This is a genomic window from Falsirhodobacter xinxiangensis (assembly GCF_004959935.1).
Taxonomy (GTDB): domain Bacteria; phylum Pseudomonadota; class Alphaproteobacteria; order Rhodobacterales; family Rhodobacteraceae; genus Falsirhodobacter; species Falsirhodobacter xinxiangensis.
The window spans coordinates 32241-50533 of the sequence record NZ_SMYN01000014.1 but is presented as its reverse complement, the minus strand read 5'-3'; the positions used below and the strand labels follow the sequence as shown (position 1 = coordinate 50533).

The 18293-nt window shown below is 66.0% G+C and carries 19 protein-coding genes and 1 tRNA gene; 13 read left to right on the top strand and 7 right to left on the bottom strand.

All coding sequences use genetic code 11. The features are described 5' to 3' along the window. Positions 1 to 57: 57 nt before the first annotated feature. Genes E2K76_RS15020 through E2K76_RS15010 form a run of 3 tightly spaced genes read left to right on the top strand, consistent with a single transcriptional unit; the run spans position 58 to position 2095 of the window. Complete coding sequence (locus E2K76_RS15020) at positions 58 to 408, top strand: CidA/LrgA family protein (RefSeq protein WP_136685174.1); 351 nt, start codon at positions 58 to 60, stop codon at positions 406 to 408. Next, positions 405 to 1112: an LrgB family protein gene (locus E2K76_RS15015; RefSeq protein ID WP_136685172.1), complete on the top strand. Its 708-nt coding sequence runs from the start codon at positions 405 to 407 to the stop codon at positions 1110 to 1112. Before E2K76_RS15020 ends, E2K76_RS15015 begins: the two co-directional genes overlap by 4 nt. After that, positions 1109 to 2095, top strand: a complete 987-nt coding sequence (locus tag E2K76_RS15010) for a P1 family peptidase (protein WP_136685170.1) — start codon at positions 1109 to 1111, stop codon at positions 2093 to 2095. The genes E2K76_RS15015 and E2K76_RS15010 overlap by 4 nt, the downstream gene beginning before the upstream one ends. Here E2K76_RS15010 and E2K76_RS15005 read toward each other — a convergent pair. From E2K76_RS15005 to E2K76_RS14980, 7 genes are all read right to left on the bottom strand, one after another. Then, entirely contained in the window at positions 2082 to 2516 is a 435-nt protein-coding gene (locus E2K76_RS15005) for a molybdenum cofactor biosynthesis protein MoaE (protein WP_136685169.1), read from the bottom strand. The genes E2K76_RS15010 and E2K76_RS15005 overlap by 14 nt on opposite strands. Then, on the bottom strand, positions 2513 to 2761 hold the full coding sequence (moaD, locus tag E2K76_RS15000; protein ID WP_136685168.1) for a molybdopterin converting factor subunit 1: 249 nt from the start codon (positions 2759 to 2761) through the stop codon (positions 2513 to 2515). The genes E2K76_RS15005 and moaD overlap by 4 nt, the downstream gene beginning before the upstream one ends. Next, complete coding sequence (gene pgsA, locus E2K76_RS14995) at positions 2758 to 3423, bottom strand: CDP-diacylglycerol--glycerol-3-phosphate 3-phosphatidyltransferase (protein ID WP_136685167.1); 666 nt, start codon at positions 3421 to 3423, stop codon at positions 2758 to 2760. The genes moaD and pgsA overlap by 4 nt, the downstream gene beginning before the upstream one ends. Before the next feature lie 39 nt (positions 3424 to 3462). Further along, on the bottom strand, positions 3463 to 5331 hold the full coding sequence (uvrC, locus tag E2K76_RS14990; protein WP_136685166.1) for an excinuclease ABC subunit UvrC: 1869 nt from the start codon (positions 5329 to 5331) through the stop codon (positions 3463 to 3465). Between the two features lie 250 nt (positions 5332 to 5581). Continuing rightward, positions 5582 to 6349: an SDR family oxidoreductase gene (locus E2K76_RS14985; RefSeq protein WP_136685165.1), complete on the bottom strand. Its 768-nt coding sequence runs from the start codon at positions 6347 to 6349 to the stop codon at positions 5582 to 5584. Positions 6350 to 6351: 2 nt separating this feature from the next. Beyond that, on the bottom strand, positions 6352 to 6495 hold the full coding sequence (locus E2K76_RS20400; protein ID WP_169053329.1) for a hypothetical protein: 144 nt from the start codon (positions 6493 to 6495) through the stop codon (positions 6352 to 6354). Position 6496: 1 nt separating this feature from the next. After that, positions 6497 to 7270 carry a S49 family peptidase gene (locus E2K76_RS14980; protein ID WP_136685164.1) on the bottom strand — a complete coding sequence of 258 codons (774 nt, stop codon included), beginning with the start codon at positions 7268 to 7270 and terminating at the stop codon, positions 6497 to 6499. Between the two features lie 79 nt (positions 7271 to 7349). On the opposite strand from E2K76_RS14980, the gene E2K76_RS14975 reads away from it, so the two are divergent. The 10 genes from E2K76_RS14975 to E2K76_RS14930 all read left to right on the top strand — a co-directional run bounded on the left by E2K76_RS14975 (position 7350) and on the right by E2K76_RS14930 (position 18288). Then, on the top strand, positions 7350 to 8216 hold the full coding sequence (locus tag E2K76_RS14975) for a LysR family transcriptional regulator (RefSeq protein ID WP_136685163.1): 867 nt from the start codon (positions 7350 to 7352) through the stop codon (positions 8214 to 8216). 93 nt (positions 8217 to 8309) lie between these two features. Next, the gene (locus tag E2K76_RS14970) at positions 8310 to 8771 is read left to right on the top strand and encodes a formate dehydrogenase subunit gamma (protein WP_136685162.1); all 462 of its coding nucleotides are present in this window, start codon (positions 8310 to 8312) and stop codon (positions 8769 to 8771) included. Then, entirely contained in the window at positions 8768 to 10285 is a 1518-nt protein-coding gene (locus E2K76_RS14965) for a formate dehydrogenase beta subunit (protein WP_136685161.1), read from the top strand. The genes E2K76_RS14970 and E2K76_RS14965 overlap by 4 nt, the downstream gene beginning before the upstream one ends. After that, complete coding sequence (fdhF, locus tag E2K76_RS14960; RefSeq protein ID WP_136685160.1) at positions 10282 to 13158, top strand: formate dehydrogenase subunit alpha; 2877 nt, start codon at positions 10282 to 10284, stop codon at positions 13156 to 13158. The genes E2K76_RS14965 and fdhF overlap by 4 nt, the downstream gene beginning before the upstream one ends. Further along, complete coding sequence (gene fdhD / locus E2K76_RS14955) at positions 13155 to 13937, top strand: formate dehydrogenase accessory sulfurtransferase FdhD (RefSeq protein ID WP_136685159.1); 783 nt, start codon at positions 13155 to 13157, stop codon at positions 13935 to 13937. The genes fdhF and fdhD overlap by 4 nt, the downstream gene beginning before the upstream one ends. Beyond that, entirely contained in the window at positions 13927 to 14142 is a 216-nt protein-coding gene (locus tag E2K76_RS14950) for a formate dehydrogenase subunit delta (RefSeq protein ID WP_136685158.1), read from the top strand. Before fdhD ends, E2K76_RS14950 begins: the two co-directional genes overlap by 11 nt. Before the next feature lie 55 nt (positions 14143 to 14197). Then, complete coding sequence (gene leuB, locus E2K76_RS14945; protein WP_136685157.1) at positions 14198 to 15304, top strand: 3-isopropylmalate dehydrogenase; 1107 nt, start codon at positions 14198 to 14200, stop codon at positions 15302 to 15304. A 203-nt stretch (positions 15305 to 15507) separates the two neighbouring features. After that, a tRNA-Pro gene (locus tag E2K76_RS14940) sits at positions 15508 to 15584 on the top strand. 725 nt (positions 15585 to 16309) lie between these two features. Beyond that, positions 16310 to 17083 carry a uroporphyrinogen-III C-methyltransferase gene (cobA, locus tag E2K76_RS14935; RefSeq protein WP_136685156.1) on the top strand — a complete coding sequence of 258 codons (774 nt, stop codon included), beginning with the start codon at positions 16310 to 16312 and terminating at the stop codon, positions 17081 to 17083. A gap of 23 nt (positions 17084 to 17106) precedes the next feature. Next, entirely contained in the window at positions 17107 to 18288 is a 1182-nt protein-coding gene (locus tag E2K76_RS14930; RefSeq protein WP_136685155.1) for an MFS transporter, read from the top strand. The last annotated feature ends 5 nt before the right edge of the window (positions 18289 to 18293 follow it).

Here is an 18293-nt window from a genome sequence, read left to right as displayed (position 1 = left end):
CCCAATTCCGCCGGGCAGCGGTTGGCGATACGATCCGTGCCACAAACGGAGCCAGGTATGATCCACGCCCTTCTTCTGCTGCTCGCCTGCCAGCTTGTCGGCGAGGTGACATCCCGCGCACTGGGCCTGCCCCTGCCGGGACCGGTGCTGGGGATGCTGCTGATGCTGGGGATACTGGTCACGGTCCCGAAGGCGTCGGCGCTGATGCGGCCCGTTGCGGGGTTCATCCTGGCTAATCTTTCGCTGTTGTTCGTGCCTGCGGGCGTGGGGGTCGTGGCCTATCTTGGCGTCTTGCGCCAGGACGGGCTGGCGATCCTGCTGGCGGTCGCGCTGTCCACAGTCGCGGCCATCGTCGTCGGCGCGCTGGCCTTCACCGCCGTCGCGCGGATGACCGGGAACAGCGAATGACCGACATCTGGAGCTATCTGACGCAAGGGCCGCTTCTGTGGCTGACACTGACGCTCGCGGCATTCGCGGTAGCCGATGCGATCTCGCGCGCGGCGGGGCGCAGTCCGCTGGCCAACCCGGTGATGCTGTCGGTGGTGGTCCTCGGCACGCTTCTATGGGCCAGCAGCACCCCCTATCCCGTGTATTTCGAGGGTGCGCAGTTCGTGCATTTCCTGCTGGGTCCGGCGACGGTCGCGCTGGCGCTGCCGATCCGGGACAACCTGCGCCATGTGGGGCGCGCGGCACTGCCGCTGGCTGCGGCGCTGATCGCGGGATCGGCCACGGCGGCGGTGACTGCCGTGGGCATCGGCTGGGCGATGGGGCTGGATGGGGAAATACTCGCCTCGCTGGCACCGAAATCGGCGACGGCCCCGGTCGCCATCGGGATTTCCGAAACAATCGGAGGCCTTCCGACGTTGACCGCAGTGCTTGTGCTGTTGACGGGGATGATCGGAGCGATCACGGTCACGCCCATGATGAACGGGCTGGGCATTACCGACTGGCGCGCTCGTGGCTTTGCCGTGGGCGTCGCCGCGCATGGCATCGGCACCGCCCGGGCGTTTCAGGTCAATCCGGTGGCAGGCGCCTTCGCGGGCCTCGGGATGGGGCTGAATGCCATCGCCACCGCTTTTATCGCCCCTTGGGCATTGGGACTTTTCGAATGAAGCAAGGACCGCTGAACCTGATCACCGATGTCGCCGGGCTGCGCGTGGGCAATGCGCATGACCCTGCGCTGCGATCGGGCAGCACCGTGCTTGTGGGCGAACGTCCCTTCACCGCCGCCGTCAGCGTAATGGGCGGCGCGCCGGGCACGCGCGAGACGGATCTGCTGGCCCCGGACCGGCTGGTGCAGCAGGTCGATGCGCTGGTGCTGTCGGGCGGGTCGGCTTTCGGGCTGGACGCCTGTTCGGGCGTGGCGGACGGGCTGCGCGCGATGGGGCGCGGCTTTGCCGTCGGCGATGCGCGGGTGCCGATCGTGCCGGGGGCAATCCTGTTCGATCTGCTGAACGGTGGCGACAAGGCATGGGCGAAGAACCCCTACCACGCGCTGGGCAACGAGGCACTGAAAGCCGCGACGGCAGATTTCGATCTGGGCACTGCCGGCGCAGGGTTCGGCGCGATGACGGGCACGTGGAAGGGCGGGCTTGGCTCGGCTTCGGTCGTGCTGAAGAACGGCGTCACGGTGGGTGCGCTGGTGGCGGTGAACGCGCTTGGCTCGGTCACAGCGGGGGAATCGCGGCGGTTCTGGGCCGCCCCATGGGAGATCGACGCCGAATTCGGCTCGGTCGGCCTGCCCGGCGTGCTGGTGGCCGAGGATGAGCCCACGCCCACCAAACGTCTGGGCGAGGCGACGACCATCGCCATCGTCGCGACCGACGCTGCCTTGTCACAAGCGCAGGCGCAGCGCATGGCGGTGGCGGCCCATGACGGGATCGCACGGGCCATCGTGCCGTCGCATACCCAGTTCGACGGCGATCTGGTCTTTGCCGCCTCCACCGGCGTGCACCAGATCGAGGATACGTTCCTGCTGGGCCATGCCGCCGCCTGCTGTCTTGCCCGCGCCATCGCCCGCGCGGTCTATGAAGCGCGCCCCATGCCGGGCGATCTGCAAGCCTCGTGGCGGGACGTGCTGGCTACCAGCGACTGAGCGCGTCTTCGTCCGCATCGCGGGCGGCGACCCATTCCTCGCCATCCGCGCCGATCTCCTTCTTCCAGAAGGGCGCGCGGGATTTGAGGTAGTCCATCAGAAATTCCGCCGCCTGAAACGCCTCGGCCCGGTGGCGGGCTGCTGTCGCGACCATCATGATCGGCTCGCCCGGGGGAAGGCGGCCATGGCGGTGGATCACCAGCGCGCCGTCCAGCGACCAACGGGCCGTCGCCTCGGCAACAATGGCGCCGATCGCGCGTTCGGTCATGCCGGGGTAATGTTCGATCTCCATCGCGACCAGCCCGCCCGGATCGCGCACCAGCCCGGTGAAGGTGACCACCGCACCCGAGGGCAGACCCGCAGCGAAGGCCGCCCCCTCCGCCCCGAAGTCGAAGGGCGCGGATTGGACGCGGACGGTCATCCGCCGGTCATGGGGGGAAAGAACGCAACCTCGCGCACCCCGGCCAGCGGCGCGTCGAAATCGGCCAGATCCTGATCCAGCGCCACGCGCAGCGCGGAAAGGTCGGCAAAGGCCAGCGCATAGCGATCTTCGCGCGCGACGAGTTCGGCCACCAGATCGCGCGGTGTGGCGGCGCTCGTCTCGACCCTCTCGCGTGGGAGGCCGATGCGTTCACGGACCCATGCGAAATACAGCACGTCGATCATTTGTCGTCCCGCAGGAAGGGCATCGACTTGCGGAAATAATCGAAGCCGGTGATCGCCGTCAGCACCGCCGCGATCCAGATCAGCACCAGCCCGATATGCGTGGCGGTGGTGGCGCAGCCGCGCGTGCCGCAGCTTCGAATCGGGTCAGCCTCGCCCACCGCGACCAGCGCGGCGTATTGCTCGGTCGTCATGCCGCTGCGGGCGATGCCTTCCAGATGCTCCAGCCCGGTGCCAAGGAACAGGACCGCAATGGCGACCATCTGCATCGTCGTCTTGTATTTCGCCAGCTTCGTCACATGCAAAAGCCCGGCCCGCGCCCCAAGGAATTCGCGCAGGCCCGACACGAACACCTCGCGGAACAGGATCACGGTGACGGGCAGGATCAGCCAAGGGTTCATCCCGGAATATCCGGTGATGATGACCAGCGCGATGATGACCATCGCCTTGTCGGCAATCGGGTCCATCATGCGGCCGAAGTTCGATTCCTGCTTCCACGCCCGGGCAAGATAGCCGTCGAACCAATCGGTGATCGCCGCACTGACGAACAGCGCCAGCGCCGCCCAGTCCGCCCAGGGGCGATGGAAATACAGGAACATCAGCGCAACGCCCGGCGCGGCCAGCAAGCGAAGGACGGTCAGGACGTTGGGCAGGTTCCATGTCATGGGGAAGGCATACTCCCTGCGTTTGCGAGTGGGAAGGGCTCAGCGCTTGTCATGGAAGAAATCGTGGATGTTCTGCGCCATCGCAGCGGAAATCCCGTCCACCGCCGACAGGTCCGAAAGCCCCGCCCGCGCGACCGCCTTGGCCGATCCGAAATGCGCCAGCAGCGCGCGTTTGCGCGTGGCGCCGACGCCGGGAATGTCGTCCAGCGGCGTGGCCGACACCGCCTTGGCCCGTTTCGCGCGATGCGCGCCGATGGCCCAGCGGTGCGCCTCGTCCCGTAGGCGCTGGACGAAATAGAGCACCGGGTCGTTGTGGCGCAGCGCGAAGGGGCGGCTGCCGGGGCGGTGGAATTCCTCCTTGCCCGCATCGCGGTCGATGCCTTTGGCGACGCCGATCATGGCGATGTCGTCAACGCCCATCTCGGTCATGATCTGATGCACCGCACTGACCTGCCCCGCGCCACCGTCGATCAGCAGAAGATCCGGCCACGCTTCGGATTCGCGGTTCGGGTCTTCCTTCAGCAGCCGTTCGAAGCGGCGGGTCAGCACCTCTTTCATCATGCCGAAGTCGTCGCTGTTCGCGCCCGCATCGCTGCGGATGTTGAACTTGCGATACTGGCTTTTCAAAAACCCCTCGGCCCCGGCCACGATCATTCCGCCCACCGCATTGGTGCCCTGGATGTGCGAGTTGTCATAGACCTCGATCCGGCGCGGGGGGGCGTCCAGATCGAACGCCTCGGCCAGACCTTCCAGCAGCTTGGTCTGGGTCGCGCTTTCGGACATGCGGCGGGCAAGGCTTTCGCGGGCGTTGCGGGCGGCGTTTTCGACCAGCCCTGCCTTTTCCCCACGCTGCGGGATGCCGACGACCACCTTGCGCCCCGCCCGCTGCGACAGCGCCTGCTGCACGAGGTCCGGGTTGTCCACCGGCGTGTTCAGCAGGACCATGCGCGGCGGTTCCTTGTCGTCGTAGAACTGGGTAAGGAACGCCTCCATCACCTCGGGCGCGTCGGCCCCGGCGATCTTGGGATAGAAGTCGCGGTTCCCCCAACTCTGGTTCGCGCGGATGAAGAAGACCTGTACGCAGGCTTGCCCCCCTTCCATATGCAGCGCGATCACATCCGCCTCGGCCACGCCCTTGGGGTTGATCGACTGGCCCGACTGCACCTGCGTCAGCGCCTTGATCCGGTCACGCAGGGCGGCGGCGCGTTCGAACTCCATCTCCTCGGACGCCGCCGCCATTTCGCGCGCCAGATCGGCCTGCACGCGGGTGGTGCGGCCTTTCAGGAACTGCACCGCGTCATCGACCAGCCCGGCATATTCCGCTTCGGACACCTTGCCGACGCAGGGGGCGGCGCAGCGTTTGATCTGATACAGCAGGCAAGGGCGCGTCCGGCTTTCGAACATCGGATCGGAACAGGTGCGCAGCAGGAACACGCGCTGCAACTGGTTCAGCGTGCGGTTCACCGCCCCCGCACTGGCGAAGGGGCCGAAATAACTGCCGGGGTCCGACCGCTTGCCGCGATGCTTGCGGATCATCGGGAAGGGATGCCCCCCCGCGATCAGGATGTTCGGAAAGGACTTGTCGTCGCGCAGCAGCACGTTGTAGCGCGGCTTCAGCTGCTTGATGAGGTTCTGCTCCAGCAGCAACGCCTCGGTTTCCGTGCGCGTGGTCAGGAACATCATGCTGGCGGTTTCGCGGATCATCCGCGCGATGCGCCCGGAATGCCCCGAGGGGCGCGCATAGTTCGAGACCCGCATCTTCAGGTTGCGGGCCTTGCCGACATACAAAACCTGCGATTGCGCATCCAGCATCCGATAGACGCCGGGCGAGCCGTCCAGCGTCCGCAGGTATTGCTGGATCACCTGATGTCCGGTGGCGGTTTCGGTCACGTCGTCGATTCCCGGCATGCGCTGCAATGATAAGCCAAGGGGGGCAAGAGGAAAGGCATCCACCGTTTCTGGGGATAACTCTGGGCAAAAAACCGGGCGAACCGGGATTCCTCTTTGTTTTCGGCTTGGTTCGTCGATCTGCCCGTTTTTTGGGCAGAACCATAAACATTTGTTAACGGGGCAGATTTTTCTTCGACACCGCGAAATACCCTTGTTTTGCAGGGGTTTCGGATGAAATGATGACGGGTATGCGACAAAGGGGACAACCTCAGCCCCGGCCGATCACGTCGGGGGTTTTCCACCCCAGATGCTGCCCGCCATCGACGCAAAGAAGCTGCCCCGTCACGGCGGGCGCATTCAGGAAATAATCCAGCGCCGCCACGATGTCGCCCTCGTCCGCGCCGCGGCCCAGAACGGTTCCGGCGCGTTGGCGGGCGAAATGATCCTCGGACTGCCGCGCGCCGATCAGCGTCGGGCCGGGTCCGATGGCATTCACCCGGATGCGCGGCGCCAGCGCCTGCGCCGAGGTCTGCGTCAGTGTCCACAGCCCCAGCTTGGAGATGGTATAGGTCATGAACTCCGGCGTCAGCTTCCGCACCCGCTGGTCGATCATGTTGACGATCAGCCCGGTCGCCAGCGGCTCGCCGTCGCTGCTTGTCCCGGGGGCTTGCGCGGCGAAGGCCTGGGTCAGCACGAAGGGCGCGCGCAGGTTGGCGGCCATGTGCCTGTCCCACCCGGCGCGCGTGGCGGTGGTCAGGTTGTCGTAGTCGAAGATCGACGCGTTGTTGACCAGCACCGAAAGCTGCCCGACCACCGCCACGGCGCGCGGAACCAAGGACTGCGCCTGATCCTCGTCCAGCAGATCGGCCTGAATTGCCTCGGCCCGCCGCCCCATCGCGCGGATCTCGGCCGCGACCTCGGCGGCGGCGTCGGCTGATCCCGCGTAATGCACCGCCACATCATGCCCGCGCGCCGCCAGATGCAGCGCCATCGCACGGCCCAGCCGCTTTCCCGCCCCGGTGACAAGCGCCGCCATCGCTACCTCCGGCATCCGCAGGTGCCGCCGATGATGTGCCGCCCGCATTTGCGGCACACCCCTTGCTTGGGACGTTTGCGCAGCACGCCGAACATCGCCAGCGCCACCATGACGGCAAGGAAGATGATTGCGATCTTCACCAGCATCCTACAGCCCCAGCCTCGACCACAGCGCCCGTTCCTCGACCTGCGCCAGCGCCTCCATCCCGAAACGGGACAGAAGACCGCGCTTCTGGCCATAGGGGACCAGACGCACATCCTTGCCGTAAAGCTCCTTCATGCGGGGGACCAGATGGCCGACCCCATCCGCCAGCCCGACATCCACCGCCTGACGCCCGACCCAGATGTCGGCGTTGAACAGGTCGGCATCCGCCAGCTTCGCCCCGCGCCGGGCCTTCACATGGTCGATGAAGGCGCGGTGGATCGGGGCCTGAATCGCCTTCAGCCGTTCCACATCCTCGTCCTTTTCCGGCAGGAACGGATCGGCGAGGCTTTTAGAACGACCCGCCGTATGCACCCGCCGTTCGATCCCCAGCTTCTCCATGAAACCGGGAAAGCCGAAGCTGGCGAAGATCACCCCGATGGACCCGACGATGGAGCTTTCGTCCACATAGATATCGTCCCCCGCGCAGGCGAGCCAATAGCCGCCCGAGGCCGCCGCGTCTTCGACGAAGACATGGACGCGCAGGTTCTTCTCGTCCGCCAGCCGCCGGATGCGGGCGGCGATCAGGCTGGACTGCACCGGCGATCCGCCGGGCGAATTCACCACCACGGCCACTGCGGCGGGCTTGCCGCGCCCGAAGGCCTTTTCGATCACCGGGGCCATGCCGGCATCGGACAGGCCGCGCCGGCCGCTGCCGATGGCGCCTTGCAGCCGGATCACCGGCACCAGCGGTTTCTTCTTCGTGAACGGAATTTTCATCATGGGAACGAATGTAGAATGCCGCCCCATCCCCCACAAGAAGCATTGCCCCGCGATCACGGCTCTGCGACGAAGTGGCATGATAGATCGGCTGGAAATGTTCATCGCCCTTGCGCGCGAGCGTCACTTCGGCCGCGCCGCCGAAGCCATCGGCGTGACGCAGCCCAGCCTGTCCTCGGCCATCCGCCAGCTGGAGGATCAGCTTGGCGTGCAGCTGGTGTTCCGCGGATCGCGGTTCCAGGGCCTGACCCCGGAAGGCGAGCGGGTGCTGGACTGGGCCCGCCGCATCGTCGGCGACGCCCGCGCGATGCGCGAGGAGATGCGGGCGGCGAAATCGGGCCTGTCGGGCACGCTGCGGATCGGCGTCATCCCCACCGCCCTGCCGATGGTGGCCGACCTGACCGTGCCCTTCACCGCGCGGCATCCCAACGTGCGGATCTCGGTCCTGTCGCGGACGGCGACCGACATCCTTTCCGGGGTTGAATCGCTCGAACTGGATGCCGGGATCACCTATCTGGACGAGGCGGCAGGGCGGCTGACGCGGCTGCCTTTATATGTCGAAACCTATCGCATGCTGTGCCGCGCCGATGCGCCGCTGGCGGGGCGCGCGGCGATCCGTTGGTCCGACCTGCGCGACCAGCCGCTGTGCCTTCTGACCGGCGACATGCAGAACCGCCGCATCGTGGACCGCCATCTGGCCGAGGCCGGTGGCGCCCCCCTTCCGGCGGTGGAGGCGAATTCGACCATCGTGCTGACCAGCCATGTGAAGACGGGCCGCTGGGTCAGCATCGTCCCGGCGCGGCTGGCCGATTTCTTCCTGCCCGATGCCGACCTCGTCTCCATCCCCATCCTGCCCGAAGTCGGCCATCCTGTCGGGCTGATCGCCCTGCACCGCGAACCGCACACACCCATATTGTCGGCCCTGCTGGACGTGGCTGGTCGATAGGCGCTGCCTATCACCTGACGGGTCATCCACATTGATTTCCCTATTGTTCCAGCGCAAACTCTGCCCCAGCGAGGCCGGGGAGGGGTTAGCCAGATGCAAGACGTTGCCGTGCGGGTCGGAGAGATTCTTGCCGAACATGACGGCATGGAAGGGCCGCTGCTGCCGATCTTCCATGCCGTGCAGGAGGCGTTCGGCCATGTCCCGCAAGAGGCGCTGCCGATCATCGCCAAGGGGCTGAACCTGTCCCGTGCCGAGGTGCATGGCGTCATGAGCTTCTATCACGATTTCCGAACCGAACGCGCGGGCCGCCATGTGGTCAAGCTGTGCCGGGCCGAGGCGTGCCAGGCGCGCGGCGCGGATGCGCTGGCCGATCACGCACGCGAACGGCTCGGCTGCGACTGGAACGCCACGACCGTCGATGGCAACGTGACGCTGGAGCCTGTCTTCTGCCTTGGCCTTTGCGCCTGCGGCCCTGCCGCGCTGGTGGACGGGCGCGTGGTCGGGCGGCTGGACGAAGCGCGTTTCGATGCGCTGGTCGAGGAGATGCGGGCATGAGGATCTTCGTCCCCCTCGACGCCGCTGCCAAGGCGCTTGGCGCCGACGAGGTCGCCCGCACCATCGCCTACGAGGCGACGCGCCGTGGCATCGACGTGCAGATCACCCGCAACGGCAGCCGCGGCATGGTCTGGCTGGAACCGCTGGTCGAGGTGGAAACGCCCGAGGGCCGCGTCGCCTATGGCCCCTTTGACGCATCGGATGCGGGCGCGCTTCTGGACGGCACGCTGCCATCGCTGGGCCGGACCGACGATCTGGACTGGATGCGCCGCCAGACGCGCCTGACCTTTGCCCGCTGCGGCGTGATCGATCCGTTGTCGATGGCGGAATACGAGGCGCATGGCGGGCTGGCCGGTTTGCGCCGCGCGCTTGGGATGACCGGGGCCGAGATCGTGGCCGAGGTCACGGAATCCGGCCTGCGCGGGCGGGGCGGCGCGGGCTTTCCCACCGGCATCAAATGGAAGACCGTCCATGACGCCCCCGGCCCGCAGAAATACATCGTCTGCAATGCGGACGAAGGCGACAGCGGCACCTTCGCGGACCGCATGATCTTCGAGGGCGACCCCTTCACGGTGATCGAGGGCATGGTGATCGCCGGCATCGCGGTGGGGGCGACGAAGGGCTATATCTATTCGCGGTCGGAATATCCCGATGCGAACGAGGTGATGGGCAAGGCGATCCGCATCGCCAAGACCGAAGGGCTGCTGGGCGACGTTCTGGGCAGTGGCCACCGTTTCGATCTTGAGCTGCGCATCGGCGCCGGGGCCTATGTCTGCGGCGAAGAAACGGCGCTGCTGAACTCGCTGGAGGGCAAGCGCGGCGTGGTGCGGGCGAAGCCGCCGCTGCCCGCATTGCAGGGGTTCATGGGGCGGCCGACGGTCGTGAACAACGTGATCTCGCTCGCGACGATCCCGGTCGTCATGGAAAAGGGCGCGGCGTTCTACAAGGAGTTCGGGCTTGGCCGGTCGCGCGGGACGATCCCGCTGCAGATCGCGGGGAATGTCGCACGTGGCGGCCTGTTCGAGACGGCGTTCGGCATGACCCTCGGGACCATCATCGACGATCTGGCGGGAGGCACCGCCTCCGGCCGTCCGGTGAAGGCAGTGCAGGTCGGCGGCCCCTTGGGGGCCTACTTCCCCCGTGCGTTGTTCGACACCCCCTTCGGATACGAGGATTTCGCGGGCAAGGACGGGCTGATCGGCCATGCGGGGATCGTGGTGTTCGACGATGCCGCCGACATGCTCAAGATGGCCCGTTTCGCGATGGAGTTCTGCGCCATCGAATCCTGCGGCAAATGCACCCCCTGCCGGATCGGTGCGGTGCGCGGTGCAGAGACCATCGACCGGATCGGACGCGGCGATGCCTCGGCGATCCCGCTGCTGGAAGACCTGTGCAACACCATGAAGGCCGGATCGCTTTGCGCGCTGGGCGGCTTCACCCCCTATCCGGTGATGTCGGCCCTGCACCATTTCCCCGACGACTTTACCGCCACCCACAAGGAGGCAGCGGAATGAAGGACTTCATCATCCCCGACCGCGACTTCGGCACCCCTGCGTCGAAATCGAAGAACATGGTCACGCTGACCATCGACGGGTTCGAGGTCACGGTGCCGGAAGGCACCAGCATCATGCGCGCCGCCGCGGAAATCGGGATCACGGTGCCGAAGCTGTGCGCCTCGGACAACATGGACGCCTGGGGCTCCTGCCGCTTGTGTCTGGTGGAGATCGAGGGGCGGAACGGCACCCCGGCCTCCTGCACCACCCCAGTCGCGGCAGGCATCAACGTCACCACCCAGAACGCCAAGCTGAAGCAACTGCGGCGCGGGGTGATGGAGCTTTACATCTCGGACCACCCGCTCGATTGCCTGACCTGCTCGGCCAATGGCGATTGCGAGTTGCAGGACATGGCCGGTGCCGTCGGCCTGCGCGACGTGCGGTACGAGGCGGTCGAGACGCATTTCCGCCCGCGCGAGAATGGCGAGGCAGACCCCGCCTATATCCCGAAAGACGACAGCAACCCCTATTTCACCTATGACCCCGCGAAATGCATCGTCTGCAACCGCTGCGTCCGCGCGTGCGAGGAGGTGCAGGGCACCTTCGCCCTGACCATCGAGGGGCGCGGCTTCGACAGCCGCGTCTCGGCGGGGATGGCGGGGGATGACTTCCTGTCCTCGGACTGCGTGTCCTGCGGCGCTTGCGTGCAGGCCTGCCCCACCGCGACTCTGCAGGAAAAGTCGATCATAGAGATCGGCACGCCCGAACGCTCGGTCATAACCACCTGCGCCTATTGCGGCGTCGGCTGTTCGTTCAAGGCCGAGATGCGCGGCGACGAGTTGGTCCGCATGGTCCCCTACAAACACGGCAAGGCGAACCGGGGGCATAGCTGCGTCAAGGGGCGGTTCGCCTATGGCTATGCCTCGCACAAGGACCGCATCCTGAACCCGATGATCCGCGATTCCATCAACGATCCGTGGAAGGAAGTGTCGTGGGAGGAGGCGATGAGCTTCGCCGCGAACCGGATGAAGGCCATTCAGGCCGAACACGGGCGGCATTCGATCGGGGTGATCACCTCGTCGCGCTGCACGAACGAGGAAACCTATCTGGTCCAGAAGCTGACCCGTCAGGTCTTCCGCAACAACAACACCGACACCTGCGCGCGGGTGTGTCATTCGCCCACCGGATACGGGCTGGGGCAGACCTTTGGCACCAGCGCGGGGACGCAGGATTTCGACAGCGTCGAGGAAACCGATGTCGTGATGATCATCGGCGCGAACCCGACCGACGGGCATCCCGTCTTTGCCAGCCGTCTGAAGAAACGCCTGCGCCAGGGGGCGAAGCTGATCGTCATCGACCCGCGCCGCACGGACATCGTCGAAAGCCCCCACGTCAAGGCGCAGCACCACCTGCCGCTGAAGCCCGGCACCAACGTCGCGATGGTGTCCGCCATCGCGCATGTGATCGTGACCGAGGGGCTGATGGACGAGGAGTTCATCCGCACCCGCTGCGACTGGGACGAGTTCCAGGACTATGCCGAGTTCATCGCCCGCCCGAACCATTCGCCCGAGGCGGTGGAGCTGCTGACCGGCGTTCCGGCGGCGGATGTTCGCGCGGCGGCGCGGCTGTTCGCCAAGGGCGGCAATGGCGCGATCTATTACGGGCTGGGGGTGACGGAACACAGCCAAGGGTCCACGACCGTCATCGGCATTGCCAACCTTGCCATGCTGACCGGCAACATCGGTCGCCCGGGCGTGGGGGTGAACCCCCTGCGCGGGCAGAACAACGTGCAGGGGTCCTGCGATATGGGATCGTTCCCGCACGAACTGCCGGGCTATCGGCACGTCAAGAACGCCGAGGCACGTGCGATCTATGAGCATGTCTGGGGCGTGCAGATCGACGACGAGCCGGGCCTGCGCATCCCCAACATGCTGGACGCGGCGGTGGAGGGCACGTTCCGTGGCCTTTATTGCCAAGGCGAGGACATCCTGCAATCCGATCCCGACACCAAACACGTCGCGGCGGGGCTCGCGGCGATGGATTGCGTGATCGTCCATGACCTGTTCCTGAACGAGACGGCGAATTATGCGCATGTGTTCTTCCCCGGATCGTCATTCCTGGAAAAGGACGGCACCTTCACCAATGCCGAACGCCGGATCAACCGCGTGCGCAAGGTCATGGCGCCGAAGAATGGCTATGCCGATTGGGAGGTGACGCAGCTGTTCGCGCAGGCGATGGGTGCGGAATGGCACTACACCCATCCGTCGCAGATCATGGACGAGATCGCGCTGACCACGCCCAGTTTCGCAGGCGTCACCTATGAACGGCTGGAGGAGTTGGGCTCGGTCCAGTGGCCGTGCAACGACGCTGCGCCGGAGGGCACGCCGATGATGCATATCGACAGCTTCGTGCGCGGCAAGGGCAAGTTCATCAACACCGAATACGTGGCGACGGACGAAAAGACCGGCCCGCGCTTCCCGCTGCTGCTGACCACGGGGCGCATCCTGTCGCATTACAACGTCGGCGCGCAGACGCGGCGGACGGCGAACACCGCATGGCATCCCGAGGACCGGCTGGAGGTCCATCCCCACGACGCCGAGGTTCGCGGCATCAAGGATGGCGACTGGGTGCGGCTCGCCTCGCGCTCGGGCGACACCACGCTGCGGGCGCTCTTGACGGATCGCGTCTCGCCGGGTGTGGTCTACACCACCTTCCACCACCCGACGACGCAGGCGAACGTGATCACGACGGACTTCTCCGACTGGGCGACGAACTGCCCCGAATACAAGGTGACGGCGGTGCAGATCACCCCGTCCAACGGCCCGACCGACTGGCAGGAGGGATATGAGGCGCAGAGCGTCATGTCCCGCCGCATCCTGCCCGCAGCCGAATGAAGCCCTACCGCCCCCTGCCCCGCACCGCCCATCCCGGCGGTCCGGGCGCGCGTCAGCTGGCCGAGGAGGTGGCCGTCGCGATCAGCTACAACGGGTCCACGCAGGCGGTGATGATGGCCTCGCCCGCCGATCTGGTGGATTTCGCCTATGGGTTTTCCTTGACCGAAGGGATCGCCTCGGTGGCCGAGATCGAAAGCGTGACGCCGGTGGAGACCCCGCGCGGGATCGATCTGCAAATTTGGCTGGTGCCGGAGGCGGCGGCGCGACAGACCTCGCGGCGCCGTTCGATGATGGGTCCGGTGGGCTGCGGGTTGTGCGGCATCGACTCGCTGGAGGAAGCCCTGCGCGATGCGCCTGCGGTCAGGGCCGACCTGCGGCTGACGCCGTCGCAGGTGATGGAGGCCATTGCCGCCCTGCCCGCGCATCAGCCGTTCCATGACGCCACCCGCGCGGTTCATGCCGCCGGGTTCTGGACGCCGGACGGCATTACGGTGCGCGAGGATGTGGGCCGCCACAACGCGCTGGACAAGCTGGCGGGCGCGATGCGGGGCCGCGATCCGACCGGCGCGCTGGTGATGACCAGCCGCGTGTCGATCGACCTTGTGCAGAAAGCCGCCCGCATCGGCGCGCCGGTGCTGATCGCCGTGTCCGCCCCGACCGCCCACGCCGTGCAGATGGCCCAGGATGCGGGCATCACCCTCATCGCCCTCGCCCGCCCCGACCGTTTCGAGATTTTCACCCACCCCCACCGTATCGAGAAGGCCCGCGATGTCGCCTGACAAGTTGATCCACATGGCCAACCAGATCGCGTTGTTCATGGAGTCCAAGCCGCATGACGAGGGCGTCGCCGGTGTGGCAGGCCATATCAACGACTATTGGGAGCCGCGGATGCGCCGCCAGTTCTTTGCCATGATCGCGGCCGGGGGCGAGGGTTTCCGCCCGCTGGTGATCGAGGCGGCCCCGCAGGTTCGCCCCGCTCCTTGACCGTTCGTTGCCGAAAAGCTAGGCCAGACGCAATCTTTTGAAAAGGAGCGTCCCCTTGGCCAACCCGTCCATCCTTATCCTGCCGGGCGACGGCATCGGTCCCGAAGTCATGGCCGAGGTCCGCAAGATCATCGACTGGCTGGGCACGCGCGGCATCGCCTTCGACGTGCAGGAGGGGCTGATCGGCGGCGCATCCTATGACGCATTCGGCGTGCCCCTGTCGGACGAGACGTTGACGCGTGCACAGGCGGTGGACGCGGTGCTGCTGGGCGCGGTGGGCAGCCCGAAATACGACGGCGTGGAATATTCCAAACGCCCCGAGGCGGGCCTGCTGCGCATCCGCAAGGAGATGGACCTTTACGCCAACCTTCGCCCCGCGCAGTGCTTCGAGGCGCTTGCCGACTTCTCGTCGCTGAAGCGCGATGTGGTGTCGGGCCTCGACATCGTCATCGTGCGCGAGCTGACTTCGGGTGTCTATTTCGGAGAGCCGCGTGGGATCATCGACGACAACGAGGGCGGCCGCATCGGCATCAACACCCAACGTTACACCACCAACGAGATCCGCCGTATCGCCCGTTCCGCCTTCGAGATGGCCCGCCGCCGGAATGGCCGCGTCTGTTCGATGGAAAAGGCCAACGTCATGGAATCGGGCGTGCTGTGGCGCGAGGAAGTGACCAAGATCGGCGCCGAGGAATACCCGGACGTCGCCCTGTCGCACATGTATGCCGATAACGGGCTGATGCAGCTCGTCCGCAATCCGAAACAGTTCGACGTGATCGTGACCGACAACCTGTTCGGCGACCTCCTGTCCGACGCGGCGGCGATGCTGACCGGCTCGCTTGGGATGCTGCCTTCGGCGTCCTTGGGCGCCCCGATGGCCAATGGCCGACCCAAAGCGTTGTATGAGCCGGTCCACGGCTCCGCCCCCGACATTGCGGGGCAAGGCAAGGCGAACCCGATCGCGACGATCCTCAGCTTTGCCATGGCGCTGCGCTACTCCTTCGACCTCGGAGGCGAGGCGGACCGCCTGGAGCGCGCCGTCGAGCGGGTTCTGGCTGACGGCCTGCGCACCGCCGACCTCATGGGCCCCGAAGGCGGCAGCCCCATCTCGACCGCCGAAATGGGTGATGCGATCATCGCCGCATTGGACGCATCCCTCTGATTGGTCCTGCGGGTCCGCCTAGCGCAGACCCGCAGCCAGAACCGCATCGCTATCGGCGTATTTCATCACAAAAAAATGCCGATCACCGACATCGGTTCCCCTCCCGACGAGCGCCTTGGGACCCTAAAAGCAGCCGGAGCCTCGCAATCCTCAAAATGCCCCTTGCCAACCGCCAAGCTTCGGTTTAACCCCCCGCACACGGTCGGAGCGTAGCGCAGCCTGGTAGCGCACCTGCTTCGGGAGCAGGGGGTCGGAGGTTCGAATCCTCTCGCTCCGACCAAATAGAAATTGTGGATTGCCACGGTAATCTTCCTTTCTGGCCACATTTCTTCCTTTGTGGCACCCAGAACGCCTAGCTCCAAACTTCAGTCTAAAAAGTCTGCGCAGTTGCGGCTGCGAGCCAGGCTGTGTTGAAGCTTTGAGAACAGCTCCGAGTTTCCACTCGCGTGAAGTTGATGCGGGAGACAAAAATCCGTCCTAACGTGCGTAAGCTCGGGAAGTGCAATGCTTATCGTGATCATTCCCCGATCGCAGAGCTGTGAAACAAGTTTTCAAGGCGGGGAATAGCCTTCTGCGTGGCGCAGTCAGACCGAACGGATCGGCGCGCGACGACGCAGGGCCTTCTTCGGGACCGATCTTCCCGCCGCCTCGTCGCGGATCGAAGGGGCGGTGTCCGAACTCGGACTGCATCCTGCGTCCGCCGGACGGGTGATTCTTTCGCCTCACACGTTCTTCGACGGGTCAGTTTTTGACCCGGACCTGTCGTGATCCACCAAAAATTAAGCATTCGATGCACGGGCGGCAATCCAGGCCCGTTCTGGTTGACGTCGCGGGAACCGACGCCCAACATCGAAGGACAAGCAGGCGACAACGGCGTTCCTTGCACCTTCCCCCCCCCGACATCCGAGCAACGGCGCTCGATAGCATGGTCAACCCTGCTGTCGCAGCGCCTTTTTTTCGTTCCCGATCAAGGACAGGCATAATGACCCAGACTTTGGTGGCGACATGAGCTTTCTTCCCCCCACACCGCCGGACGGCTTCCGGATCGGTGCGATCGCATTGGTCGGGGCCGGACCAGGCGCGGCAGATCTTTTGACCCTGCGCGCGGTGGACCGTTTGAAAAATGCCGATGTGGTGTTCTACGATCGGCTTGTCGATCCGGAGGTCTTGGCACTGACCGGAGCGCGCAAGATGTTCGTCGGCAAGACGGTCGGCGCGAACGAATGGCCGCAGCACCGCATCGATCGCGTGATCGTCGCCGCAGCGCTGGAAGGTCTGCGCGTCGTGCGGCTGAAGTCGGGCGATCCATCCGTGTTCGGGCGCGCCTGCGAGGAACTTGAGGCCGCCCGTCGCGCCGGCATTCCCGTCGAGATCATCCCCGGCATCACCGCCGCCAGCGCCGCCGCGGCAAGCCTTGGCCGCGCGTTGACCGAACGTGGCCAAACGGAACGCCTGATCCTTGCCACCGCCACCTGCAAACCGGGTGACACCGCCTGTGTGGGCGCGGGGTTCGTCCCCGGCACGACCTTGGCGCTGTATATGGCGATGCACAGGCTGTCCTCGGTCGAGGCGGATCTGCTGGCGACCGGCGCCCCCGAGGATTGCGTGGTCGAGTTCGTGCAGCAGGCCGGGACCTATGCGGAGCGCTTCGTGACGACCACACTGCGCGGCATGGCAGCGGCCGCCACCGGCCTGTCGAACCCCGCCGTCATACTCGTCCGCTGGCCAAAGACCGCCTGCACCCCAACACGCGCCCCTGCATTGGCCGCATTGGCCTGACCCCCAGAAACGGAGCCCCACCAATGGCCCTAGCCGTGTCCCCGTCCAGCCGTGCGCTGGCCCTGTCGACGTTCGCCTTCACCATCTGCTTTGCCGTCTGGACGATCTTCGCCATCATCGGCCTGCAAATACGCGAGCTTCTACAGCTTTCGGACACCCAGTTCGGACTGCTCGTCGGTATGCCCGTGCTGACCGGATCGCTTATCCGCGTCGTCTTAGGCATCTGGACCGACCGTCTGGGCGGGCGCACCGTGTTCACGTTGACCATGCTGGCGGCGGCAGTGGCGACGTTCCTGCTGACCTACGCCACGACCTACACGCAATTTCTGGTGGCGGCGCTTGGCGTCGGTCTTGCTGGCGGCACCTTTGCGGTCGGCGTCGCCTATGTCTCGCGCTTTTTCCCGGCGGAACGGCAGGGCACGGCTTTGGGCATCTTCGGCGTCGGCAACGTCGGCGCAGCGATCACGAAATTCGGCGCGCCGTTCCTGATGATCGCCTTCGGCTGGCAGGGCGCGGCGCAGATCTATGCCGCTGTTCTGGCCATTACGGCGATCCTGTTCTGGCTGCTGTCCGAGGATGACCCGGTTCGCGCCGCCGCCCCGCGCAGCCTAAAGGCCGAATTCGCCGTCATGGCCGACATCCGCGTGCTTCGCTTCGCCCTTTACTACTTCTTCGTGTTCGGCGGCTTCGTCGCGCTGGCGCTGTGGCTGCCGCGTTACCTGATCGGCGTCTACCAGTTCGATGTGGCGACGGCGGGGATGATCGGCGCCGCCTATTCGCTGCCCGGATCGGTGTTCCGCGCTTGGGGCGGCTCGCTTTCCGACAAATACGGGGCGCGGGCGGTGCTTTACTGGACCTTCGGCGTGTCGGCCGTCGCCACGCTTCTGCTGGCCCTGCCCTTCGGCTTCGGCCCCGAGGCATTCATCGCCATCGTCTTCGTGCTGGGCCTGTTCATGGCCTTGGGCAAGGCCGCCGTCTACAAGCACATCCCCGTCTATTACCCGCAGAATGTCGGCGCTGTCGGCGGGATGGTCGGCATGGTCGGCGGGCTTGGCGGCTTCTTCCTGCCGCTGCTGTTCGGCTGGCTGCGCGACGTGACGGGCGACTGGTCCAGCTGCTTCGCCGCGCTGTTCGCCATCGTGATCGTCAGCCTGTTCTGGATGCAATCCGCCATCCGCCGTCTTCCCGACGCCCAACCCGCATGACCCCG

Bases quoted from the DNA above. Each gene is read 5' to 3' on its own strand.
- E2K76_RS15020 (WP_136685174.1), top strand. From the start codon at position 58: ATGATCCACGCCCTTCTTCTGCTGCTCGCCTGCCAGCTTGTCGGCGAG.
- E2K76_RS15015 (WP_136685172.1), top strand. From the start codon at position 405: ATGACCGACATCTGGAGCTATCTGACGCAAGGGCCGCTTCTGTGGCTG.
- E2K76_RS15010 (WP_136685170.1), top strand. From the start codon at position 1,109: ATGAAGCAAGGACCGCTGAACCTGATCACCGATGTCGCCGGGCTGCGC.
- E2K76_RS15005 (WP_136685169.1), bottom strand. From the start codon at position 2,516: ATGACCGTCCGCGTCCAATCCGCGCCCTTCGACTTCGGGGCGGAGGGG.
- moaD (WP_136685168.1), bottom strand. From the start codon at position 2,761: ATGATCGACGTGCTGTATTTCGCATGGGTCCGTGAACGCATCGGCCTC.
- pgsA (WP_136685167.1), bottom strand. From the start codon at position 3,423: ATGACATGGAACCTGCCCAACGTCCTGACCGTCCTTCGCTTGCTGGCC.
- uvrC (WP_136685166.1), bottom strand. From the start codon at position 5,331: ATGCCGGGAATCGACGACGTGACCGAAACCGCCACCGGACATCAGGTG.
- E2K76_RS14985 (WP_136685165.1), bottom strand. From the start codon at position 6,349: ATGGCGGCGCTTGTCACCGGGGCGGGAAAGCGGCTGGGCCGTGCGATG.
- E2K76_RS20400 (WP_169053329.1), bottom strand. From the start codon at position 6,495: ATGCTGGTGAAGATCGCAATCATCTTCCTTGCCGTCATGGTGGCGCTG.
- E2K76_RS14980 (WP_136685164.1), bottom strand. From the start codon at position 7,270: ATGAAAATTCCGTTCACGAAGAAGAAACCGCTGGTGCCGGTGATCCGG.
- E2K76_RS14975 (WP_136685163.1), top strand. From the start codon at position 7,350: ATGATAGATCGGCTGGAAATGTTCATCGCCCTTGCGCGCGAGCGTCAC.
- E2K76_RS14970 (WP_136685162.1), top strand. From the start codon at position 8,310: ATGCAAGACGTTGCCGTGCGGGTCGGAGAGATTCTTGCCGAACATGAC.
- E2K76_RS14965 (WP_136685161.1), top strand. From the start codon at position 8,768: ATGAGGATCTTCGTCCCCCTCGACGCCGCTGCCAAGGCGCTTGGCGCC.
- fdhF (WP_136685160.1), top strand. From the start codon at position 10,282: ATGAAGGACTTCATCATCCCCGACCGCGACTTCGGCACCCCTGCGTCG.
- fdhD (WP_136685159.1), top strand. From the start codon at position 13,155: ATGAAGCCCTACCGCCCCCTGCCCCGCACCGCCCATCCCGGCGGTCCG.
- E2K76_RS14950 (WP_136685158.1), top strand. From the start codon at position 13,927: ATGTCGCCTGACAAGTTGATCCACATGGCCAACCAGATCGCGTTGTTC.
- cobA (WP_136685156.1), top strand. From the start codon at position 16,310: ATGAGCTTTCTTCCCCCCACACCGCCGGACGGCTTCCGGATCGGTGCG.
- E2K76_RS14930 (WP_136685155.1), top strand. From the start codon at position 17,107: ATGGCCCTAGCCGTGTCCCCGTCCAGCCGTGCGCTGGCCCTGTCGACG.